At 57.2% G+C, this 14,991-nt stretch carries 14 protein-coding genes; 3 read left to right on the top strand and 11 right to left on the bottom strand.

Going from position 1 to position 14,991, the window contains the following annotated elements; all coding sequences use genetic code 11:
- Positions 1 to 17 precede the first annotated feature (17 nt).
- From ACFWW4_RS12145 to ACFWW4_RS12125, 5 genes are all read right to left on the bottom strand, one after another.
- Complete coding sequence (locus ACFWW4_RS12145; RefSeq protein WP_411891093.1) at positions 18 to 2,309, bottom strand: glycosyl hydrolase family 28-related protein; 2,292 nt, start codon at positions 2,307 to 2,309, stop codon at positions 18 to 20.
- A 185-nt stretch (positions 2,310 to 2,494) separates the two neighbouring features.
- The gene (locus tag ACFWW4_RS12140; RefSeq protein WP_393931620.1) at positions 2,495 to 4,129 is read right to left on the bottom strand and encodes a substrate-binding domain-containing protein; all 1,635 of its coding nucleotides are present in this window, start codon (positions 4,127 to 4,129) and stop codon (positions 2,495 to 2,497) included.
- A gap of 183 nt (positions 4,130 to 4,312) precedes the next feature.
- The gene (locus ACFWW4_RS12135) at positions 4,313 to 4,717 is read right to left on the bottom strand and encodes a DUF4864 domain-containing protein (RefSeq protein WP_411891092.1); all 405 of its coding nucleotides are present in this window, start codon (positions 4,715 to 4,717) and stop codon (positions 4,313 to 4,315) included.
- Positions 4,718 to 4,769: 52 nt separating this feature from the next.
- Positions 4,770 to 5,114 carry a hypothetical protein gene (locus ACFWW4_RS12130; RefSeq protein WP_411891091.1) on the bottom strand — a complete coding sequence of 115 codons (345 nt, stop codon included), beginning with the start codon at positions 5,112 to 5,114 and terminating at the stop codon, positions 4,770 to 4,772.
- Between the two features lie 22 nt (positions 5,115 to 5,136).
- Positions 5,137 to 6,705 carry a lysine--tRNA ligase gene (locus ACFWW4_RS12125; RefSeq protein WP_411891090.1) on the bottom strand — a complete coding sequence of 523 codons (1,569 nt, stop codon included), beginning with the start codon at positions 6,703 to 6,705 and terminating at the stop codon, positions 5,137 to 5,139.
- Positions 6,706 to 6,813: 108 nt separating this feature from the next.
- Between ACFWW4_RS12125 and ACFWW4_RS12120 the strand changes: the two genes are divergently transcribed.
- From ACFWW4_RS12120 to ACFWW4_RS12110, 3 genes are all read left to right on the top strand, one after another.
- Positions 6,814 to 7,233 (top strand): tellurite resistance TerB family protein, encoded by a 420-nt coding sequence (locus ACFWW4_RS12120; RefSeq protein ID WP_411891089.1) that lies wholly within the window; start codon positions 6,814 to 6,816, stop codon positions 7,231 to 7,233.
- Positions 7,234 to 7,324: 91 nt separating this feature from the next.
- Positions 7,325 to 7,507, top strand: coding sequence for a PLDc N-terminal domain-containing protein (locus ACFWW4_RS12115; RefSeq protein ID WP_393931610.1), 183 nt, complete (start codon positions 7,325 to 7,327; stop codon positions 7,505 to 7,507).
- Between the two features lie 67 nt (positions 7,508 to 7,574).
- Positions 7,575 to 8,849 carry a DUF2330 domain-containing protein gene (locus ACFWW4_RS12110; RefSeq protein WP_411891088.1) on the top strand — a complete coding sequence of 425 codons (1,275 nt, stop codon included), beginning with the start codon at positions 7,575 to 7,577 and terminating at the stop codon, positions 8,847 to 8,849.
- Positions 8,850 to 8,901: 52 nt separating this feature from the next.
- Here ACFWW4_RS12110 and ACFWW4_RS12105 read toward each other — a convergent pair whose 3' ends face one another.
- The 6 genes from ACFWW4_RS12105 to mgrA all read right to left on the bottom strand — a co-directional run bounded on the left by ACFWW4_RS12105 (position 8,902) and on the right by mgrA (position 14,898).
- Positions 8,902 to 9,201: a hypothetical protein gene (locus tag ACFWW4_RS12105; protein WP_411891087.1), complete on the bottom strand. Its 300-nt coding sequence runs from the start codon at positions 9,199 to 9,201 to the stop codon at positions 8,902 to 8,904.
- Between the two features lie 95 nt (positions 9,202 to 9,296).
- Positions 9,297 to 10,760: a D-alanyl-D-alanine carboxypeptidase/D-alanyl-D-alanine-endopeptidase gene (gene dacB / locus ACFWW4_RS12100; protein WP_411891086.1), complete on the bottom strand. Its 1,464-nt coding sequence runs from the start codon at positions 10,758 to 10,760 to the stop codon at positions 9,297 to 9,299.
- On the bottom strand, positions 10,760 to 11,353 hold the full coding sequence (locus tag ACFWW4_RS12095) for a nicotinate-nucleotide adenylyltransferase (protein WP_411891085.1): 594 nt from the start codon (positions 11,351 to 11,353) through the stop codon (positions 10,760 to 10,762). Before ACFWW4_RS12095 ends, dacB begins: the two co-directional genes overlap by 1 nt.
- A 61-nt stretch (positions 11,354 to 11,414) precedes the next feature.
- The gene (locus tag ACFWW4_RS12090; protein ID WP_411891084.1) at positions 11,415 to 12,233 is read right to left on the bottom strand and encodes a TolB family protein; all 819 of its coding nucleotides are present in this window, start codon (positions 12,231 to 12,233) and stop codon (positions 11,415 to 11,417) included.
- Positions 12,234 to 12,259: 26 nt separating this feature from the next.
- The gene (locus tag ACFWW4_RS12085; RefSeq protein WP_411891083.1) at positions 12,260 to 13,846 is read right to left on the bottom strand and encodes a glycoside hydrolase family 43 protein; all 1,587 of its coding nucleotides are present in this window, start codon (positions 13,844 to 13,846) and stop codon (positions 12,260 to 12,262) included.
- Positions 13,843 to 14,898: an L-glyceraldehyde 3-phosphate reductase gene (mgrA, locus tag ACFWW4_RS12080; RefSeq protein WP_411891082.1), complete on the bottom strand. Its 1,056-nt coding sequence runs from the start codon at positions 14,896 to 14,898 to the stop codon at positions 13,843 to 13,845. Before mgrA ends, ACFWW4_RS12085 begins: the two co-directional genes overlap by 4 nt.
- Between the last annotated feature and the right edge of the window lie 93 nt (positions 14,899 to 14,991).

The raw sequence follows: 14,991 nt of genomic DNA, 5'->3' as shown, positions 1-14,991 counted from the left end.
GAAAAAACTGAACCGGATCAGATCTCAGGCTGATCCATCCGGACCTGAAACCGGACCCGCCCCTTGACTGGTCGCGACCAGTTGACCTGCACACTGCGCAGATCAGATCCCTTTTCACCCTCGGCCCACGGAAAATCATGCACGCGGTTGTTAGCGGTGTCCGTGATTGACCCGATCGGGGCTATACTTTCAACCGTTTTCGCGCGGCCACCAAAGGGCAGGACCGTCCCGGTGCTCATCGTCCATGTGCTCGCCTCGGTCGCCTGGGTATGTGTCAGGAACACCGGGTTCTGGGCGGGCTGGTTCACGTTGTGGTAGGTATTGCCACTGAATTCCAGACCGCGTGTGCGGTTGAAATCCAGATCGGCAAAGGTGGTATCCACATGATCAACCCGGTCGATACGGCCATTCAGGGACCGGAACACATTGCTGATCACCGAAAACCCGTTGATGTAATGACCCGGGCCATAAGGTTTGATCACGATGAAATTGAACCATGTCGCCACATCATTGGTGGTGAAAATATTGCCGGTGATTGTCAGCCCGCCAAAGGAAAACTGATTGCCCAGCGCGGGTGAGCTGAAATGCTCATTCGTCCACTCGATAAAGTTGTTGTCGCAATAATTGCCAGTGAATACGCTTTTAGGGTTCAATTCGGTAAGGATGATACCACCCTTGCGCGGGCCGTTGATCTCATCATCGCCATGGAACCAATGGTTTGCCGTGATCAGATTGCCGCTTCCCGCCAGTACACAGAAATGCTTGAACTTGCTGACCCGGTTGTCGCGGATTTTCACATCATTGGCGTTAGTATTGAACCCAATGCTGACGCGATCAGAAACCGGCATCGCCTGCTCGTCCGAAATCAACTGGCAGCGGTCGATCATCATTCCCTGACAGCCAACCCCGGGCGAGGTGATGCCCCGATCCTTCGGCCGGTTGATGAAACTGTCGCGCACGTGAAAGGTAAAGCCATCCGCAGACATCATGATCCCGCTGGCCACGCCCCGGCACTGAAACTCGATATCATCCAGAACAAACTGGCTCAGCTTATTGAAGCCTGAAAAATCCAGCATGTATTTGAAACGGGTAAAGGTAAATTCCTGGGTGCCTTCCGCGTCATAAAGCGGCTGGCTCAACTCAATGGTCTGACTGCCAACATTGACGCCGCGAACGTAAACCTCGCGACCCACGCCATTTCCTTCAACCAAGGCTCCGACCGAAATGTTGGCAATATCGACGACATTGGTCAGCCGCCGGTCGTCAGATACCGCATAAGTCGCCTGAGAGGTGACAATAGTACTGTCCCAAGCCGCGCCACTGACCGGTTCAAACTGGCCATTGCGAATAACACGCCGGGTTTCAAACCGCGTTTTCGACGGATCTGTCGCCTGCATATCCACCGGCTCCGTCAGTGAGATACGCCGCCCGTTCAGATCAAGCGACTCATGATCCGAAAAATTTATGAGCGCCTGAAATGCCTTCTTAAAGGCAACCTCTTCGTCCTCGAATGCTTCAACATAAGTCTCGTAATTATAGTCGCGCTGCAGAATGAACCGGTGTTCCGGCGCCTGCACGATCCGGCCCTCAAACCGCACCCGGCTTTCCAGCGTCACGCTGTTTTCCAGCAGATAAACTCCTGCAGGCACCATGATTGTCCGACCATTCGCCGCCGCATCCGCCGCATCGAAAGCGGCTGAATCGTCCGTCGTACCATCCCCCTTGGCACCGAAATCACGCACATCAACAAGGGCCACCAGGTCGCGGGTGAAGACCGCACTGACATCCTCAATCTCGATATCATCAACCCGGACCAGACCACCATTGGGACCAGTGAGGTCAATGCCGAAGTGACCGTAATTCGCACCGGTCCAGACAAGATCAACACCGTTGCGATCTGCGGTGGCAATGATTGCGCTCACCTCAACAACCTCACCATAGGTGGTCAACTGCACTGATGGCCCTGCCTCAGGCAAACCTGTGGCTTGCGCACCGCCGGCGAGCCCGGACCAACCCGATATGCGCACCGCGGGCAATGGTCCGGCCACGGCTTTGACGCGGGCCGTCACCCGCAGATAGCAACCGGGCAGGATGGGCGTTTCGCCCATGTAACGGACGCGGGTCACAGGTTCTGTCTTGAGAACCTCCAGACATCCGGCAAAATCCTGATCGGCGGCTACGAACACGCCCGACCCGCTGACCGCATAAGTGTCAGACCCCGGCGTGCCGTCCCCGCTCGACCACACCCCCAGACCCGCCGCAAAGGGCAGTGGGTTAAATACAATCCCGTCAGTAATCGCCTTGTTCATCGGTGGTCCCTCTTTGGCAGCCAGATCAAACAGGTCCCGCAGATCGCAGGACCGTCGCCCAAGAGGTATCGCGCAGGTCTGAATTGCATCTGACAGCACCGTGACGGTGGTGGATGCAACACAACAAAAAAAGGGGCGCCGACCATCGTCCGCGCCCCTCATCTTATTCATTTGTGCCAGGTAATCTAGCGCAGGTTGGACCGGCTATTTGGCAACCGCAGCCACACCTCGACCCGGCGATTGCGGGCGCGGCCGACCTCGCCATCGTTGCATGACAATGGCAGCAATTCACCGTAGCTCAACGGCAACAAGCCCAGGCGCCGTCTCGTCTCCGGGGCCAACGCGCGAGCCAGGATTTCGCGGACGGCTTCGGCGCGCGCCTGTGCCAATGCCGTGTTACGCGTCCGCTCACCGATCGAGTCTGCGAAACCAACCAGTAAAACCTCAAGCCCATCAAACTCGCCAGCTTCCATTCTGGCGGCCAATTCCTCGATGTTGCGAATTGATTCAACGTCCAGCACACTTGACCCGGTATTGAACCGGAAGGAAATGCTGAGGCGATCCGCACCGCGCAATTGCTGCATCATGTTGGAATACTGTGCGCCATCGAAATCCGGTTCGACCGCGGCGGTGTGAACCAGCATCATGCCCATATCTTCCAGACGCATGCGCTCCAACTCGCGATCAACGAAATAGCTTTCCTTTATATAGGGCTGCGCTTCGCTCGTCAGTGTCCAGTCAAGGAACGCCTGCGCTTCGGGATGGATCCGGCCCGGTGTTGTATAGGCATACAGGCGGCGCGACAGGGCATAGCCTTCGATCTTCATCCGGAAATCGGTCGGCGGCGATAGCAGCCCACATTCCTCGCGGATATCCAGCAGGTTCACGTCATTCGTCCGTGCCAGCCAACGGCCGACAAATCCGATACCCCCACGGTCTGCCATCACGGCATCGACCAGATCCTGATACGCGCTCCAGCGGGTGACCTGCGCCGTTTCATCACGGCCATTGGGGCGAACCAGCGCATCCATCATGACGGCGCGATCACCGGAACCCTCGCCAAAGGAATTGACGGTGATCGGATAGTTCCCGCCGCCCAACTCAAGCCAGTTGGTGATCTCACCCGACCAAATGCGCGCGATATCAAACGAACTGAGATTGCGCACCGGATTGTCAGGATGGGTGATCATGACGATGCCATCAACACCCAGAACCGTTTCGTTTGCGGTATCTCGCAGGTCGGGAATGCCAGCAACCGCGATCTTTTCAACATCGCTGTCCTTCATGCGGCGGTCAGCAACGCCAATTGCCGCAACACCATCAGCAAGCGCAGGAAAAGCGCTGCCAGACCCACGGGTCTGTAGATCAATTTCGGCACGCAGACTACCGTCGGCATTTGTCAGGCGGACAATACGTTCAGCAGGCTCGTCCGTCGGTATGATTTCGTAAGTTGCCCCGACCGAACTGGCATAGCCTCGCAACAGGTTCGGTATCAGAGTCGTGCCAACAGTCCGCGATCCATAGATGCCAAACTCGGGGCCAAACTCTTCAGGCGCCGGGCATACCAGGCCCGTGCAGGTCACACTTTCCGCTTTGATCCGCAAAACACCCAACTCAACCGTTTCGACCACATAGATGTCATTGTCGAAACTCAGCAGGTTCCCGGTGATCGACATCGATCCGTCGGTAGCTTCCAACTGAACCGGAGCGGTTTGTTGTGCTTGCACCGCCGTCGCACCAAAAACACCCATCACACATAAAAAAGCGCCCGTCAGGGAAATCCCACGACGCGCGCCGACTGCAAAATTCTTTATAACCATTATCACTCACTAACTGTTCAAACCGCCCAGCAAGCGATTCAATGTCGCCGAACTGCGTCAGAAACATGTCAAGATTGCGTCATATTTTTCTGCGACTGACACATTTGCGCCAACTCCTTGAATTCCCGACAAAATCTCAGCCAAACACTACGGGCAGCACTATCACTTTAGTTAGGTTATCGGTCATGCACCTAGCTGCGCACCTGGCAAGAGCTGAACACCGTTTATCTGCCAGCCGCGTGGCGTTTCGATCATCTGGTACAGCAATGTGTGTAAGGTGCCGTTAGCATCTCGGATCATCACCTTCTGTATCTGCCCACCATTCACCTCAAGCAATTCCAGAAACTGTACATCCTTATTGTCCCAGACCATCGGATAGCCGCGCTCGACCATCACACCAAAGTTGTCAGGCGTCCCAAACAGCCGCTTGATATTCGGGCTGGCATAGCTCCAGGCCTCCTGCAGATCGCGGTCATTAAAGGCCTGTAACTGATTGCCTATGACCGTCTCGATTGCATCGCCATCCTGCGCGAGTAACGCCGTCACCGACATCCAAATCCCAAAAAACCCTGCAAAAATCCGGCGCATCCCTGCCTCCAATCAAATCCATACACAATATGAATACGCGCCAAACCGTCGATCAGTTCTTTTTCTTTGTCGGTTTAGGTTTCAGGGTACCGGCAAAAGCAACAGATTTGCCAAACCAATCGGCCAACACGGACTCGTTTTGCAACAACGCGTCCGGCACCGCGACATACCCGTTCATCACGCTGTTGTAACGGATGACCGGATCATTCGGATAGTCCGTGCCATAGGTCGCGATGTCGTCTTTCGACAGCCGGATACAAATCTCGCCGTCCGGGCCAACAAAGCTGAACATATTGCCATTCACCGCCGTATAAGCGCTGGCCTTGCCCTTTCGGGCAAGACCCTCATGCCCGGCGATCAGGCGATCATAGATTGCAATAACAGCATCGCGGTCCATGACCCACAATACCGTAACCCGGCTATTCCGCCAAACGCGCTTCGATCAGGGCAACCGTTTCATCCACGCCATAAAGCGCGATGAACCCGCCAAACCGTGGCCCCTGACTGGCCCCAAGCAACACCTCATAAAGCGCCGTGAACCAGGCTCGTAGCGGCTCAAATCCGTGATCCTTACCGACGGAAAACACCATGGTCTGCAACTCCTCCGCATCCAGCCCACCATCCCAGGCCTTCAGACGCGTGACCAGATCCTCTATCGCCGCACGTTCCTGATCGGTGGGCGCGCGATACACTTTCGACGGCTTCACGAAGTCATTGTAGTAGCGCACGGCAAACCCCGCCGCCTGATCCATCTGCGGATTCTTTTCCGCCGATGCCTCTGGCGCATAACGCTGGATGAAACCCCATAACGTCTCCTTATCCCCGGCCCCCGAAACGGAGGCGAGGTTCAAGAGCATCGCAAAAGGCACAACCATATCCGACGCGGGCACATTGTGGCCGTGGATATGGAACACCGGGTTGTTCATCCGGGCTGTCGCATCCTGATCGGCATAGGCGCGCAATTGTTGGTGATATTCATCCACCGCCTTGGGGATCACATCAAAATGCATCCGCTTGGCCGTCTTCGGCTTGAGATACATGAAATAGCTCAGGCTTTCGGTCGCGGCATAGGTCAGCCATTCATCAATCGAAATGCCATTGCCAGATGATTTCGAAATCTTCTGGCCCTTTTCATCAAGGAACAGCTCATATGAAAAATGGTTTGGCTTACGCCCACCCAAAATCTCGCAAATGCGGTCATAGATCGCGGTGTTAGTGGCATGTTCCTTGCCATACATCTCGAAATCGACATCCAGCGCGGCCCAGCGCGCCCCGAAATCCGGCTTCCACTGCAGCTTCACGTTGCCGCCGGTCACCGGCAGCGTCCATTCGCGGCCATTTTCATCGTCAAACGTGACCTCACCCTTTTCGGCATCCACATGCTTCATCGGCACATACAGCACACGGCCCGTTTCGGGATGAATGGGCAGGAAGATCGAATAGGTTTCCTGCCGCTCCTCGCGCAGCGATTTCAGCATTACGGCCATGACATCGTCATACCGGGCAGCGGCGCGCAGCAGAACCTCGTCAAACTGGCCGGATTTGTAGAACTCACGGGCCGAATAGAACTCGTACTCAAACCCGAACGTATCCAGAAACCGGCGCAGCATGGCATTGTTGTGATCGCCAAAGCTTTCGTGCGTGCCAAACGGATCAGGCACTGATGTCAGCGGCTTTTGCATATGCGCGGCCAACGCCTCTGGGTTCGGCACATTGCCCGGCACCTTGCGCATCCCGTCCAGATCGTCGGAAAAACAGATCAGCTTGGTCGGGATATCCGAAATGACCTCGAACGCGCGGCGGATCATGGTGGTGCGCAGCACCTCACCAAAGGTGCCGATATGGGGCAGGCCGGACGGGCCATAGCCGGTCTCGAACAGCACATACCCCTTTTCTGGGTCCTTCTTTTCATACCGTTTCAGCAATGCGCGCGCCTCTTCAAAGGGCCAGGCCTTCGACGTCATCGCCGCGTCACGCAGATTGCTCATGATATCTCTCACTTCAAATCGTCACCCCAATGGCGACAACACCGCGCACTCCCTATTGCGGCAACGGTCCAGCGTCAATAAATGGGACGTACAACCAAAGGATACAGCATGATCGAAGACGCCCCGATGACGGCCCAGGATTCACTCGCCGCCCTGATGATTGCGGTTTCCGCCTCTGACGAAAACATCAGCACGTCTGAATTGGTCAAGATGAGCAATGCCATCAACAACCTGCCTGTCTTCGCGGGATATGATTCCGAACGGCTGCCGCGAATATCACAAATGGTGTTTGATCTTCTGGAGCAGGAAGACGGGCTTGAGGCCCTTTTTGGCCTGATCCGCGATGCGCTCCCTGAAAGGCTTTATGAAACCGCCTATGCGCTGTCTTGCGACGTGGCCGCAGCTGATGGCAAGATCGTCGGCCCTGAATCGCGCATGCTCGAAGAAATCCGTGATGAGCTTGAACTCGATAGGCTGCATGCCGCCGCAATCGAACGTGGCGCCAGAGCACGACATATGACACTCTGACAGCACCACACCTGTATTCGCCAAAATTTGAACATAGTTCAGATGTAGCCTAAATACTAAATACTCACAAAAGCCGAGAGAAGAGAGAATTATGCCAGTCACCATTATCAGCATCATCGCCCTTGCCTGTGCCGCCTATGCCATTTTGCAGGTTGTTACTTCGGCAGAAACCACAGTGAACAAAACTGTCTGGACGCTTCTGATCCTGGTTTTGCCAGTCATTGGATTTATCATTTGGGTGGTCGCGGGCCCGCGGACAAAAAAAGCCGCCTAATCACCGCCAACCCTTGACCCTGCCGTGAAACCTGCAACCCTTGGATGATAATTCAAGGGAGGTATTCGTGCTCAGATCATTCATCATCAGCCTTACCATATGCTGGGCCACCCAGGCCGCAGCCTTCTGCGGCTTCTACGTGTCCCAGGATGATGGCGAACTCTATAACACCGCCTCCAAGGTCGTATTTGTGCGCGACGGCTACCGGTCACGTATCACAATGGCCTCTGACTATACCGGGCCAACCTCCGAATTCGCGATGATCGTGCCCACACCCAATGTGCTGGAAGAAAAGCACATCCGCACCGTCGATCCCGCAGCAGTGGCGCATCTGGAAAACTACACGGCCCCGCGTCTTGTCGAATATTTCGATTATGACCCTTGCGCACCACAATTCGAACTTACGGCACCCGTCGTAATGGAAGCGCCAGTAGAAAATGCGGCACCGTCCACACCCCGCCGTGGCCCTGCAGCACTTGGCGTCCGGGTCGAGGCGGAATACAGCGTCGGCGAATACGACATCGTGATCCTTTCGGCACAGCAATCTGACGGGCTGATCACGTATCTGCGGCAGGAAGGCTACACCATCCCTGACGGGGCCGAAGACACGCTGGCGGGCTATATCGCCATGGACATGAAATTCTTCGTCGCCCGCGTGAACCTCGAACGCCATGCACAGGGCCAATCGCAAGATTTACGCCCCTTGCAGATCTCGTTCCGATCACCGAATTTCATGTTGCCGCTGCAACTGGGCAAGATCAATTCGACCGGCACTCAGGATTTGCTGATGCTGATGCTGACACGCGAAGGCCGGGTCGAGGCTGAGAATTACCCGAACGCACGGATTCCCAGCGACATCACCGTCCCAACCTTCGTTGAGGATATGTTCGGCCAGTTCTACCGCGACATGTTCGCCAAAAATGCGGCACCCAACACGGTAATGACCGAATACGCCTGGGACATGGGCTGGTGCGATCCCTGCGCCGCTGACCCGCTCAATATCCACGAATTGCGCGATCTGGGCGCCGTCTGGGTCAAAAGCGCCAAATCCAACCCCAGCGAAGATGTCTTCGTCACACGTCTGCACATCCAGTATGACCGCGACGAATTTCCAGAGGATCTGATGTTTCGCGTCACCGATGACAACAGCAACTTCCAAGGGCGCTACATCATGAACCAACCGTTCGAAGGCGAATTGACCTGCGAAGATGGACAGGCCTACCTAGCACGCAAGCGGGAAGACATCCGCGCCGATGCGCTGGCCCTGCGCGAACTCACCAACTGGCGGCAATCAGATATCGACCGGCTGATCAGCGAAAGCGTCCCGGCCCGGTTCCGCTAACGAAAAAGGCCCCCGATAAAAGGGGGCCTTCAGCAATTCAAACTGGCCGGTATCAGCCGTTTTCGTCAGCCGGATTGTCGTCGGCCGGTGGCGTCACCGACAGCGTGGGGACCGACACCGTTTCAGTTGTAGTGGTCACCTCAACCTGTGGCACTTCAACTTCCACTTCGGTTTCACCCATCTGGATGCTGCCCACATCGGCATCAAATTCAGGCATCTGGCCACCCTCGACGGTCACGTCCACATCTGGCAGTCGCGCCTCTTCGGTTTGATCAATATCGACCATGTAGAATGCAAAAAGACCTGCAGCAGCAACAGCAACAACACCCGCAATTGTAAGTCCGGTTTTCATAACGTTCTCCTTTAGTTGGTGCTACGGCGTTGCCATAGCTTTACCTTGCAGACACAACGGCCAAGCACAAAGAAAGTTCCCGAAAAATTCCAAAGCTAACCCGACCCGGCGCGGATCCAATGCCGCAGGATACGCTGCTGCAACGCCTTCGCCTGCCGGTTCCAGCGTGACGCACCAGCGGGTGCTTCGCCACCCGCGTTCTTGCCACGTTCGCGTGCCTCCAGATCAGCACCAAAGAACGCAAACGCCAGATCCTGCCCGTCTGCAGTCCGGATATAACCCGCGAGGCTGGAAACGAAATTCAGCGTGCCGGTTTTGGCAACGATCTGCCAGGCCGCGTCACGGATGATCTGGCGGTTCTGATCGACCAGATCGACCCGCTTCATCAACGGGCGCAAGGTCGGGGCGACACGCTCAGCAGTCAAAAACCGCACCATATCCGCCGCTGTCACACGCGAGGCATCGCCAAGCCCGGAATGATCGACGAAATAGGGGGCAATGCCCGCACGGCCATCCGCCCAACGCGCCATGCCCAGCGCCGATGTGCGCAATCCCCGCTGCTGGCCGGTCAATGCAGCCGTCGCCGACAACCCAGCCGCTTCGGCCGTGATATTGGTCGAAAACCGCATCATCCCGTGCATCATTTGCTGCAAGGGATCACTGTGAAAGGTCGCCAGCACCTGACCATCCGGAAGCGCCGCAACCTCCTCCGGCCGTTTCAACACGATGCCATGCGACCGGGCAAAGGTCGCAAACACCTCACCCGCATAAAGGGCCGGGTTGCGCACTGGCAACCAGCGCGACCCGCCATTGTTCAACGCCCGCCGGGCCACCGTCCATTCATCCACACCCTCCGTCGCACGGTAGGTGAACACTGGCGAGGTGCGATCAACCACCTGCACCCGGGCGACCGTCACCGCCGGGCGGTAATTCTGGCTGCGGGCGTCCACCGCGGTGGTGTATTCCCCATCCGCCCGCTTCCATTCGAAATGCACGCGGTTGTAATTCAGGTTCAGCCCCGTAATCGTCGGATTGTATCCCAGATGATCCAACTGAGCGCTGTCGATCTCATCGAGATTAATCAGCGCGTTGTCCCATACCTGAAAACCACCCTTCACCTCGCGCAGACCGGCATCTTTCAAACGCTTTGCCAGTTCTGCCAGATGATCGGTGACGAGGTTGGGATCACCCCCACCGACCAGCACCAGATTGCCATCCAGAGCACCGTCTCTGACCGGACCGTCCGCAAAGATGCGGGTTTCAAACCGGTGCGCGGGGCCAAGAGCCTCAATTGCGTAAAGACTGGTAAAGGCTTTTGCGACGCTGGCCGGGGGCTGCGGCAGATCCGGGGCGACGGCCTCCAGAATCTCTCCTGTCGCGGTATTGGCCAACACACATCCCACGGTACCCGATAAACCGGACTGCCTGATGATCTGCGCGGCGGCATACTCAGTCAGGCGTGCGCGCGGCCGCATCGATGTGAACGGCGCCTCGGCCAACGCCGTAGTCGCCACCGACGACAACACACCGCCCAACAACGCTCTGCGTGTCACCGACATCACCACTCCCCTCGCGCACGGATCGCCGTTGATGATTGATCGGACAACGGTAGGTTCACGAATGACCACGCCGGTGCCGCCTTCCGCCCCAAGACATGCGCCGCCTGTTTGGGCAGTTTCGCCCGCGCATAAACTCGGGCTGCCTTGGATACTCGGGCCGAGATGCGGTCACCCGGACGCGCCAGCACGCCAATTGGCACGGTTTCCATGATCCAGCGCCAGTCCTGCCATCTATGAAACTGTGCCAAGTTATCTGCTCCCATCAGCCAGACAAAGCGCACGCCGGGATAGCGCATGCGCAATGCCGCCAAGGTCTGCGCGGTGTATCGCGTGCCCAGACGGGCCTCCACATCGGTGACGCGCACCCGCGGATGGCGCATCATCGCCCGTGCCGCCTTCATCCGCTGCATCAGCGGCGCAGGGCCATCGGCCTTCAGCGGATTGCCAGGGCTTACCAGCCACCAGACATGATCCAGCCCAAACCGCTTCAACGCTGCTTTGGTGATATGCACATGGCCCGCATGTGGCGGATCAAACGATCCACCCAACAGGCCAATGACCTGTCCTGCCTTTGCCACCGGAAATCCGCGCACACCATCTCCTTCAGCCCCCTAAGGGCAAAAAGCAGATTGCAGCGCAAAAAGTAAACCCCTGTCAGGTCACAAAGCGCATGAATGCAAAGCGAGGACCATCCGGTGACCAACAGGGCACGTTGATGGTCCCTTGCCCGCCATGCAGGTGGATCAACTCTCTTGCCGCGCCGCCACCAGCAGGCATCAGGCGCAACGACACATCCAATCCGTGGGGATGCCCGACAGTCCCTTCTGGATAGGCCAGATACAACACATGTGCCCCATCCGGCGATGGATGCGGAAACCAGTTGACCAGCATATCCTCTGTCATCCGCTGCAAATCGGTCCCGTCAGGGCGAATACGCCACAGATCAACCGCGCCGCAGCGCTCGCCATTGAACCATATCCATTGGCCATCCGGCGTGTAGTCGGGCCCATCCACATGATCAAACGCTTCAGTAATGACGGTCTCCGCCCCACCGGCCATGGGGCATGTCAGCAAGACAAACCGCTCGCCACGACGCCCCACATAGGCCAGCATCGTGCCATCCGGTGACCAGCCATGCCAGTAGGACGGGATCGCCTCCGTCACCCGGTCAGGTTCCCCGCCACCTACCGGCAAGGTATAAATGCAACTACCCTCAGTCCGACTGCGATCACTGATCACCAGCCGCTGTCCATCAGGCGAAATACCATGATCATTGTTGCACTGCACGGCAAACCCGGTGTCGATGGAATGCAGCTCCGGCGCATCCAGCGGCACGGAAAATAGCCGCCCTTGCCCGTTCACAATCAGATAGCCATCCGGATGCCAGTTCGGCGCTTCAATATGGCCGCCATGATCCAGCAGCACCTCCGCTGCGCCGCGCTCCAAATCAAAGATGCATAACTGACTGCGCATAACGGACCCTCATCGTAAGATGGGTTTCAACCCATCACCCCCGGCAAATAGTCGAAGCGGGAAAACCGCGCCTCGCGCCCTTGCCCGGTCAGATCAAACGCCACCATCCCAACGAAGGCCCCGGTGAACGACGCATGCTCACCCCGACCACCCTCGTCAGAGATGACACTTGCATCCAACTCCGGCCCGATGGCCACCCAATCACCCGCCTGGCGATACCAGAATTGCTGCCGCGCCCGATCAACCGTGACACGCAATTCGACCGGCCCCTCATCCAGCGCCACGGGATCAGCGGGAAAGGTCAGCGCACCCTCAGGCCAGTCACCGGGGCATGACATCAGGGTTAGTACACGCCCCGTGCCAACCTCATGACTCACCAAAACCGCATGAAACTTGTGCCGGTTGTAATAGGTCGTCAGCCCCGCCGCCTGCTGATAGGTCTCCGGCGCAAAACTCACCGCAGTCTCGGCGGCATAGGTGAAGTGCTCCTGCCTGCGCGCCACCAAAGCCTGCTCAAACCAGCTGCCGATACTCTCACGACCGATCAGTACCAGCGCATCGGCATCCTCCCGAAAAATCCGGTCAGGCTGCGGCGTGCGTAACCACTGAAACTCCGGCGGTAGTGCTCCACCCAGTGATCGGCGCACAGGCTGCAGGGCCACGGGCTCCACATCAACCGGCGCCGGCACGACCTCCCGCGCGACCATCCCGCCGGCTTTCAGATATAGCCAGTCGTCGCGCCATTCGACTTCCTCGATCCCGGTCTCGCGACCCATCGGGCAAAACGGGCCAGGCAGGGGACGCCCCATCAGAAACGTATGATAATGGGCACCCCAATGAGTCTCGACATATTGACCATGCCCCGTCCGTTGCACCGGTCCATCCGACCCGGCGGCACAGATCACATGCAAGTCAGGATGATCCTCGTAGGGGCCCCAGATATCGCGCGACCGGGCCAGCGACACAGCATGCTCATACCCCGTGCCCCCTTCGGCCGTGGTCAGATAATAATATCCGTTCCGCTTGAACAAATGCGGGGCTTCGGTCAGTCCGCGCTTCGTGCCAGAATAGATATTCCTGACGGGGCCAAACAACCCGCGCTCCGGCGACCATTCCTGCAACAGAATGCCATCAAACGCATCATGGGCCGGGTTCACACCGGTTCCCGGCCCACGATGGTTCCAGCGCATATTCACAAACCACTTGCGGCCGTCATCATCATGAAACAGCGACGGATCAAAGCCAGAGCTGTTCACATACCACGGGTCCGACCACTTTCCATCAATCGTCTCGCAAGTCGTGATGTAATTCGGTGCATCCTTGAACGCACCATCCAGCCGTTTCACATTCGTATATACCAGCCAAAACAAACCATCAGCATAGGACAGGCACGGTGCCCAGATCCCGCAACTGTCAGGATTGCCGCGCATATCCAGCAGCGCAGCACGGTTCAGCGGACGGGCGACCAGGTCCCAGTTCACCAGATCAGGGGAATGATGAATTTGAACCCCCGGATACCATTCAAATGTCGAGGTCGCGATATAGTAATCCTCGCCCACCCGGCAAATTGACGGATCAGGGTTGAACCCCGGCAGGATCGGATTGCGGATCATTTCTTGCGATCCGCCCCGCCCTTATGCTGCTCCGCCGATTGCGCCCATAAATTGATCTGTTCTTCATCGGCATATTGATCAATCAGCGCCAGCTCCTCCGCGCTGAACTCAAGATTTTCTACGGCACCCGCACAATCAACCACCTGAGAAGGTTTCGATGCGCCAATCAGCGCCGTTGTGATCCCGCCATCGCGCAAAACCCAGGCAATCGCCATCTGCGCCAAGGTTTGCCCGCGTGCATCAGCAATCTCATTCAGTTTGCGGATATTCTCGATGGCCCGGTCCGTCAGCATCGACGGAAACAGGGACTTATCCTGGCTGGCCCGGCTCCCTTCCGGAATACCGCCCAGATACTTCTTGGTCAGCATCCCCTGCGCCAGCGGCGTAAAAGCAATCGAGCCCACGCCGAGCTCCGTCAACGTCTCCTTCAGCCCGTCGTGCTCAACCCATCGGTTCAGCATATTGTAGGATGGCTGATGGATCAGACAGGGCGTGCCCAGATCCTTCAAGATCGCCACCGCTTCCCGCGTACGCTCCGAGTTGTAGGACGAAATACCAGCATAAAGCGCACGCCCCGACCGCACGATGTAATCCAGGGCTCCCATGGTTTCTTCCAACGGCGTATCCGGATCGAACCGATGCGAATAGAATATATCGACGTAGTCCAGCCCCATCCGTTTCAGCGACTGATCACAAGACGCGACCAGATATTTTCGGCTGCCCCACTCGCCATAAGGGCCGGGCCACATGTCATAGCCCGCCTTGGAGCTAATGATCAGTTCGTCGCGATACCCCGCAAAATCCTCGGTCAGAATCGAACCAAATGCATGTTCCGCTGATCCGGGCGGCGGGCCATAATTGTTGGCCAGATCAAAATGGGTGATGCCGTGGTCAAACGCTGTTCGGCAGATCGCGCGCTTGGTCTCATGCGGGGTGTCGTGGCCAAAGTTGTGCCACAGCCCCAATGATACCGCAGGTAGCCTGACACCGGAGGTACCACACCGGCGATAAACCATACGGTCATAGCGATTTTCAGCAGGTACATAGGTCATGGCAGGCTCTCCTATAACGTTTACGGAACACGGCACCATGGAGCAACGAGGATGTCAACCAGACGGTGCGCAAATCCAGACCCAGACAAATCC

The sequence above is a fragment of the Yoonia sp. SDW83-1 genome, assembly GCF_046762885.1.
Taxonomy (GTDB): domain Bacteria; phylum Pseudomonadota; class Alphaproteobacteria; order Rhodobacterales; family Rhodobacteraceae; genus Yoonia.
This window is presented reverse-complemented; position numbering and strand designations above follow the sequence as displayed.

What these genes read in the sequence shown, in the direction of transcription:
- dacB (WP_411891086.1), bottom strand. Translation starts at nt 10,760, where the DNA reads ATGTCGGTGACACGCAGAGCGTTGTTGGGCGGTGTGTTGTCGTCGGTG.
- ACFWW4_RS12120 (WP_411891089.1), top strand. Translation starts at nt 6,814, where the DNA reads ATGATCGAAGACGCCCCGATGACGGCCCAGGATTCACTCGCCGCCCTG.
- ACFWW4_RS12125 (WP_411891090.1), bottom strand. Translation starts at nt 6,705, where the DNA reads ATGAGCAATCTGCGTGACGCGGCGATGACGTCGAAGGCCTGGCCCTTT.
- mgrA (WP_411891082.1), bottom strand. Translation starts at nt 14,898, where the DNA reads ATGACCTATGTACCTGCTGAAAATCGCTATGACCGTATGGTTTATCGC.
- ACFWW4_RS12140 (WP_393931620.1), bottom strand. Translation starts at nt 4,129, where the DNA reads ATGGTTATAAAGAATTTTGCAGTCGGCGCGCGTCGTGGGATTTCCCTG.
- ACFWW4_RS12115 (WP_393931610.1), top strand. Translation starts at nt 7,325, where the DNA reads ATGCCAGTCACCATTATCAGCATCATCGCCCTTGCCTGTGCCGCCTAT.
- ACFWW4_RS12145 (WP_411891093.1), bottom strand. Translation starts at nt 2,309, where the DNA reads ATGAACAAGGCGATTACTGACGGGATTGTATTTAACCCACTGCCCTTT.
- ACFWW4_RS12105 (WP_411891087.1), bottom strand. Translation starts at nt 9,201, where the DNA reads ATGAAAACCGGACTTACAATTGCGGGTGTTGTTGCTGTTGCTGCTGCA.
- ACFWW4_RS12085 (WP_411891083.1), bottom strand. Translation starts at nt 13,846, where the DNA reads ATGATCCGCAATCCGATCCTGCCGGGGTTCAACCCTGATCCGTCAATT.
- ACFWW4_RS12130 (WP_411891091.1), bottom strand. Translation starts at nt 5,114, where the DNA reads ATGGACCGCGATGCTGTTATTGCAATCTATGATCGCCTGATCGCCGGG.
- ACFWW4_RS12135 (WP_411891092.1), bottom strand. Translation starts at nt 4,717, where the DNA reads ATGCGCCGGATTTTTGCAGGGTTTTTTGGGATTTGGATGTCGGTGACG.
- ACFWW4_RS12090 (WP_411891084.1), bottom strand. Translation starts at nt 12,233, where the DNA reads ATGCGCAGTCAGTTATGCATCTTTGATTTGGAGCGCGGCGCAGCGGAG.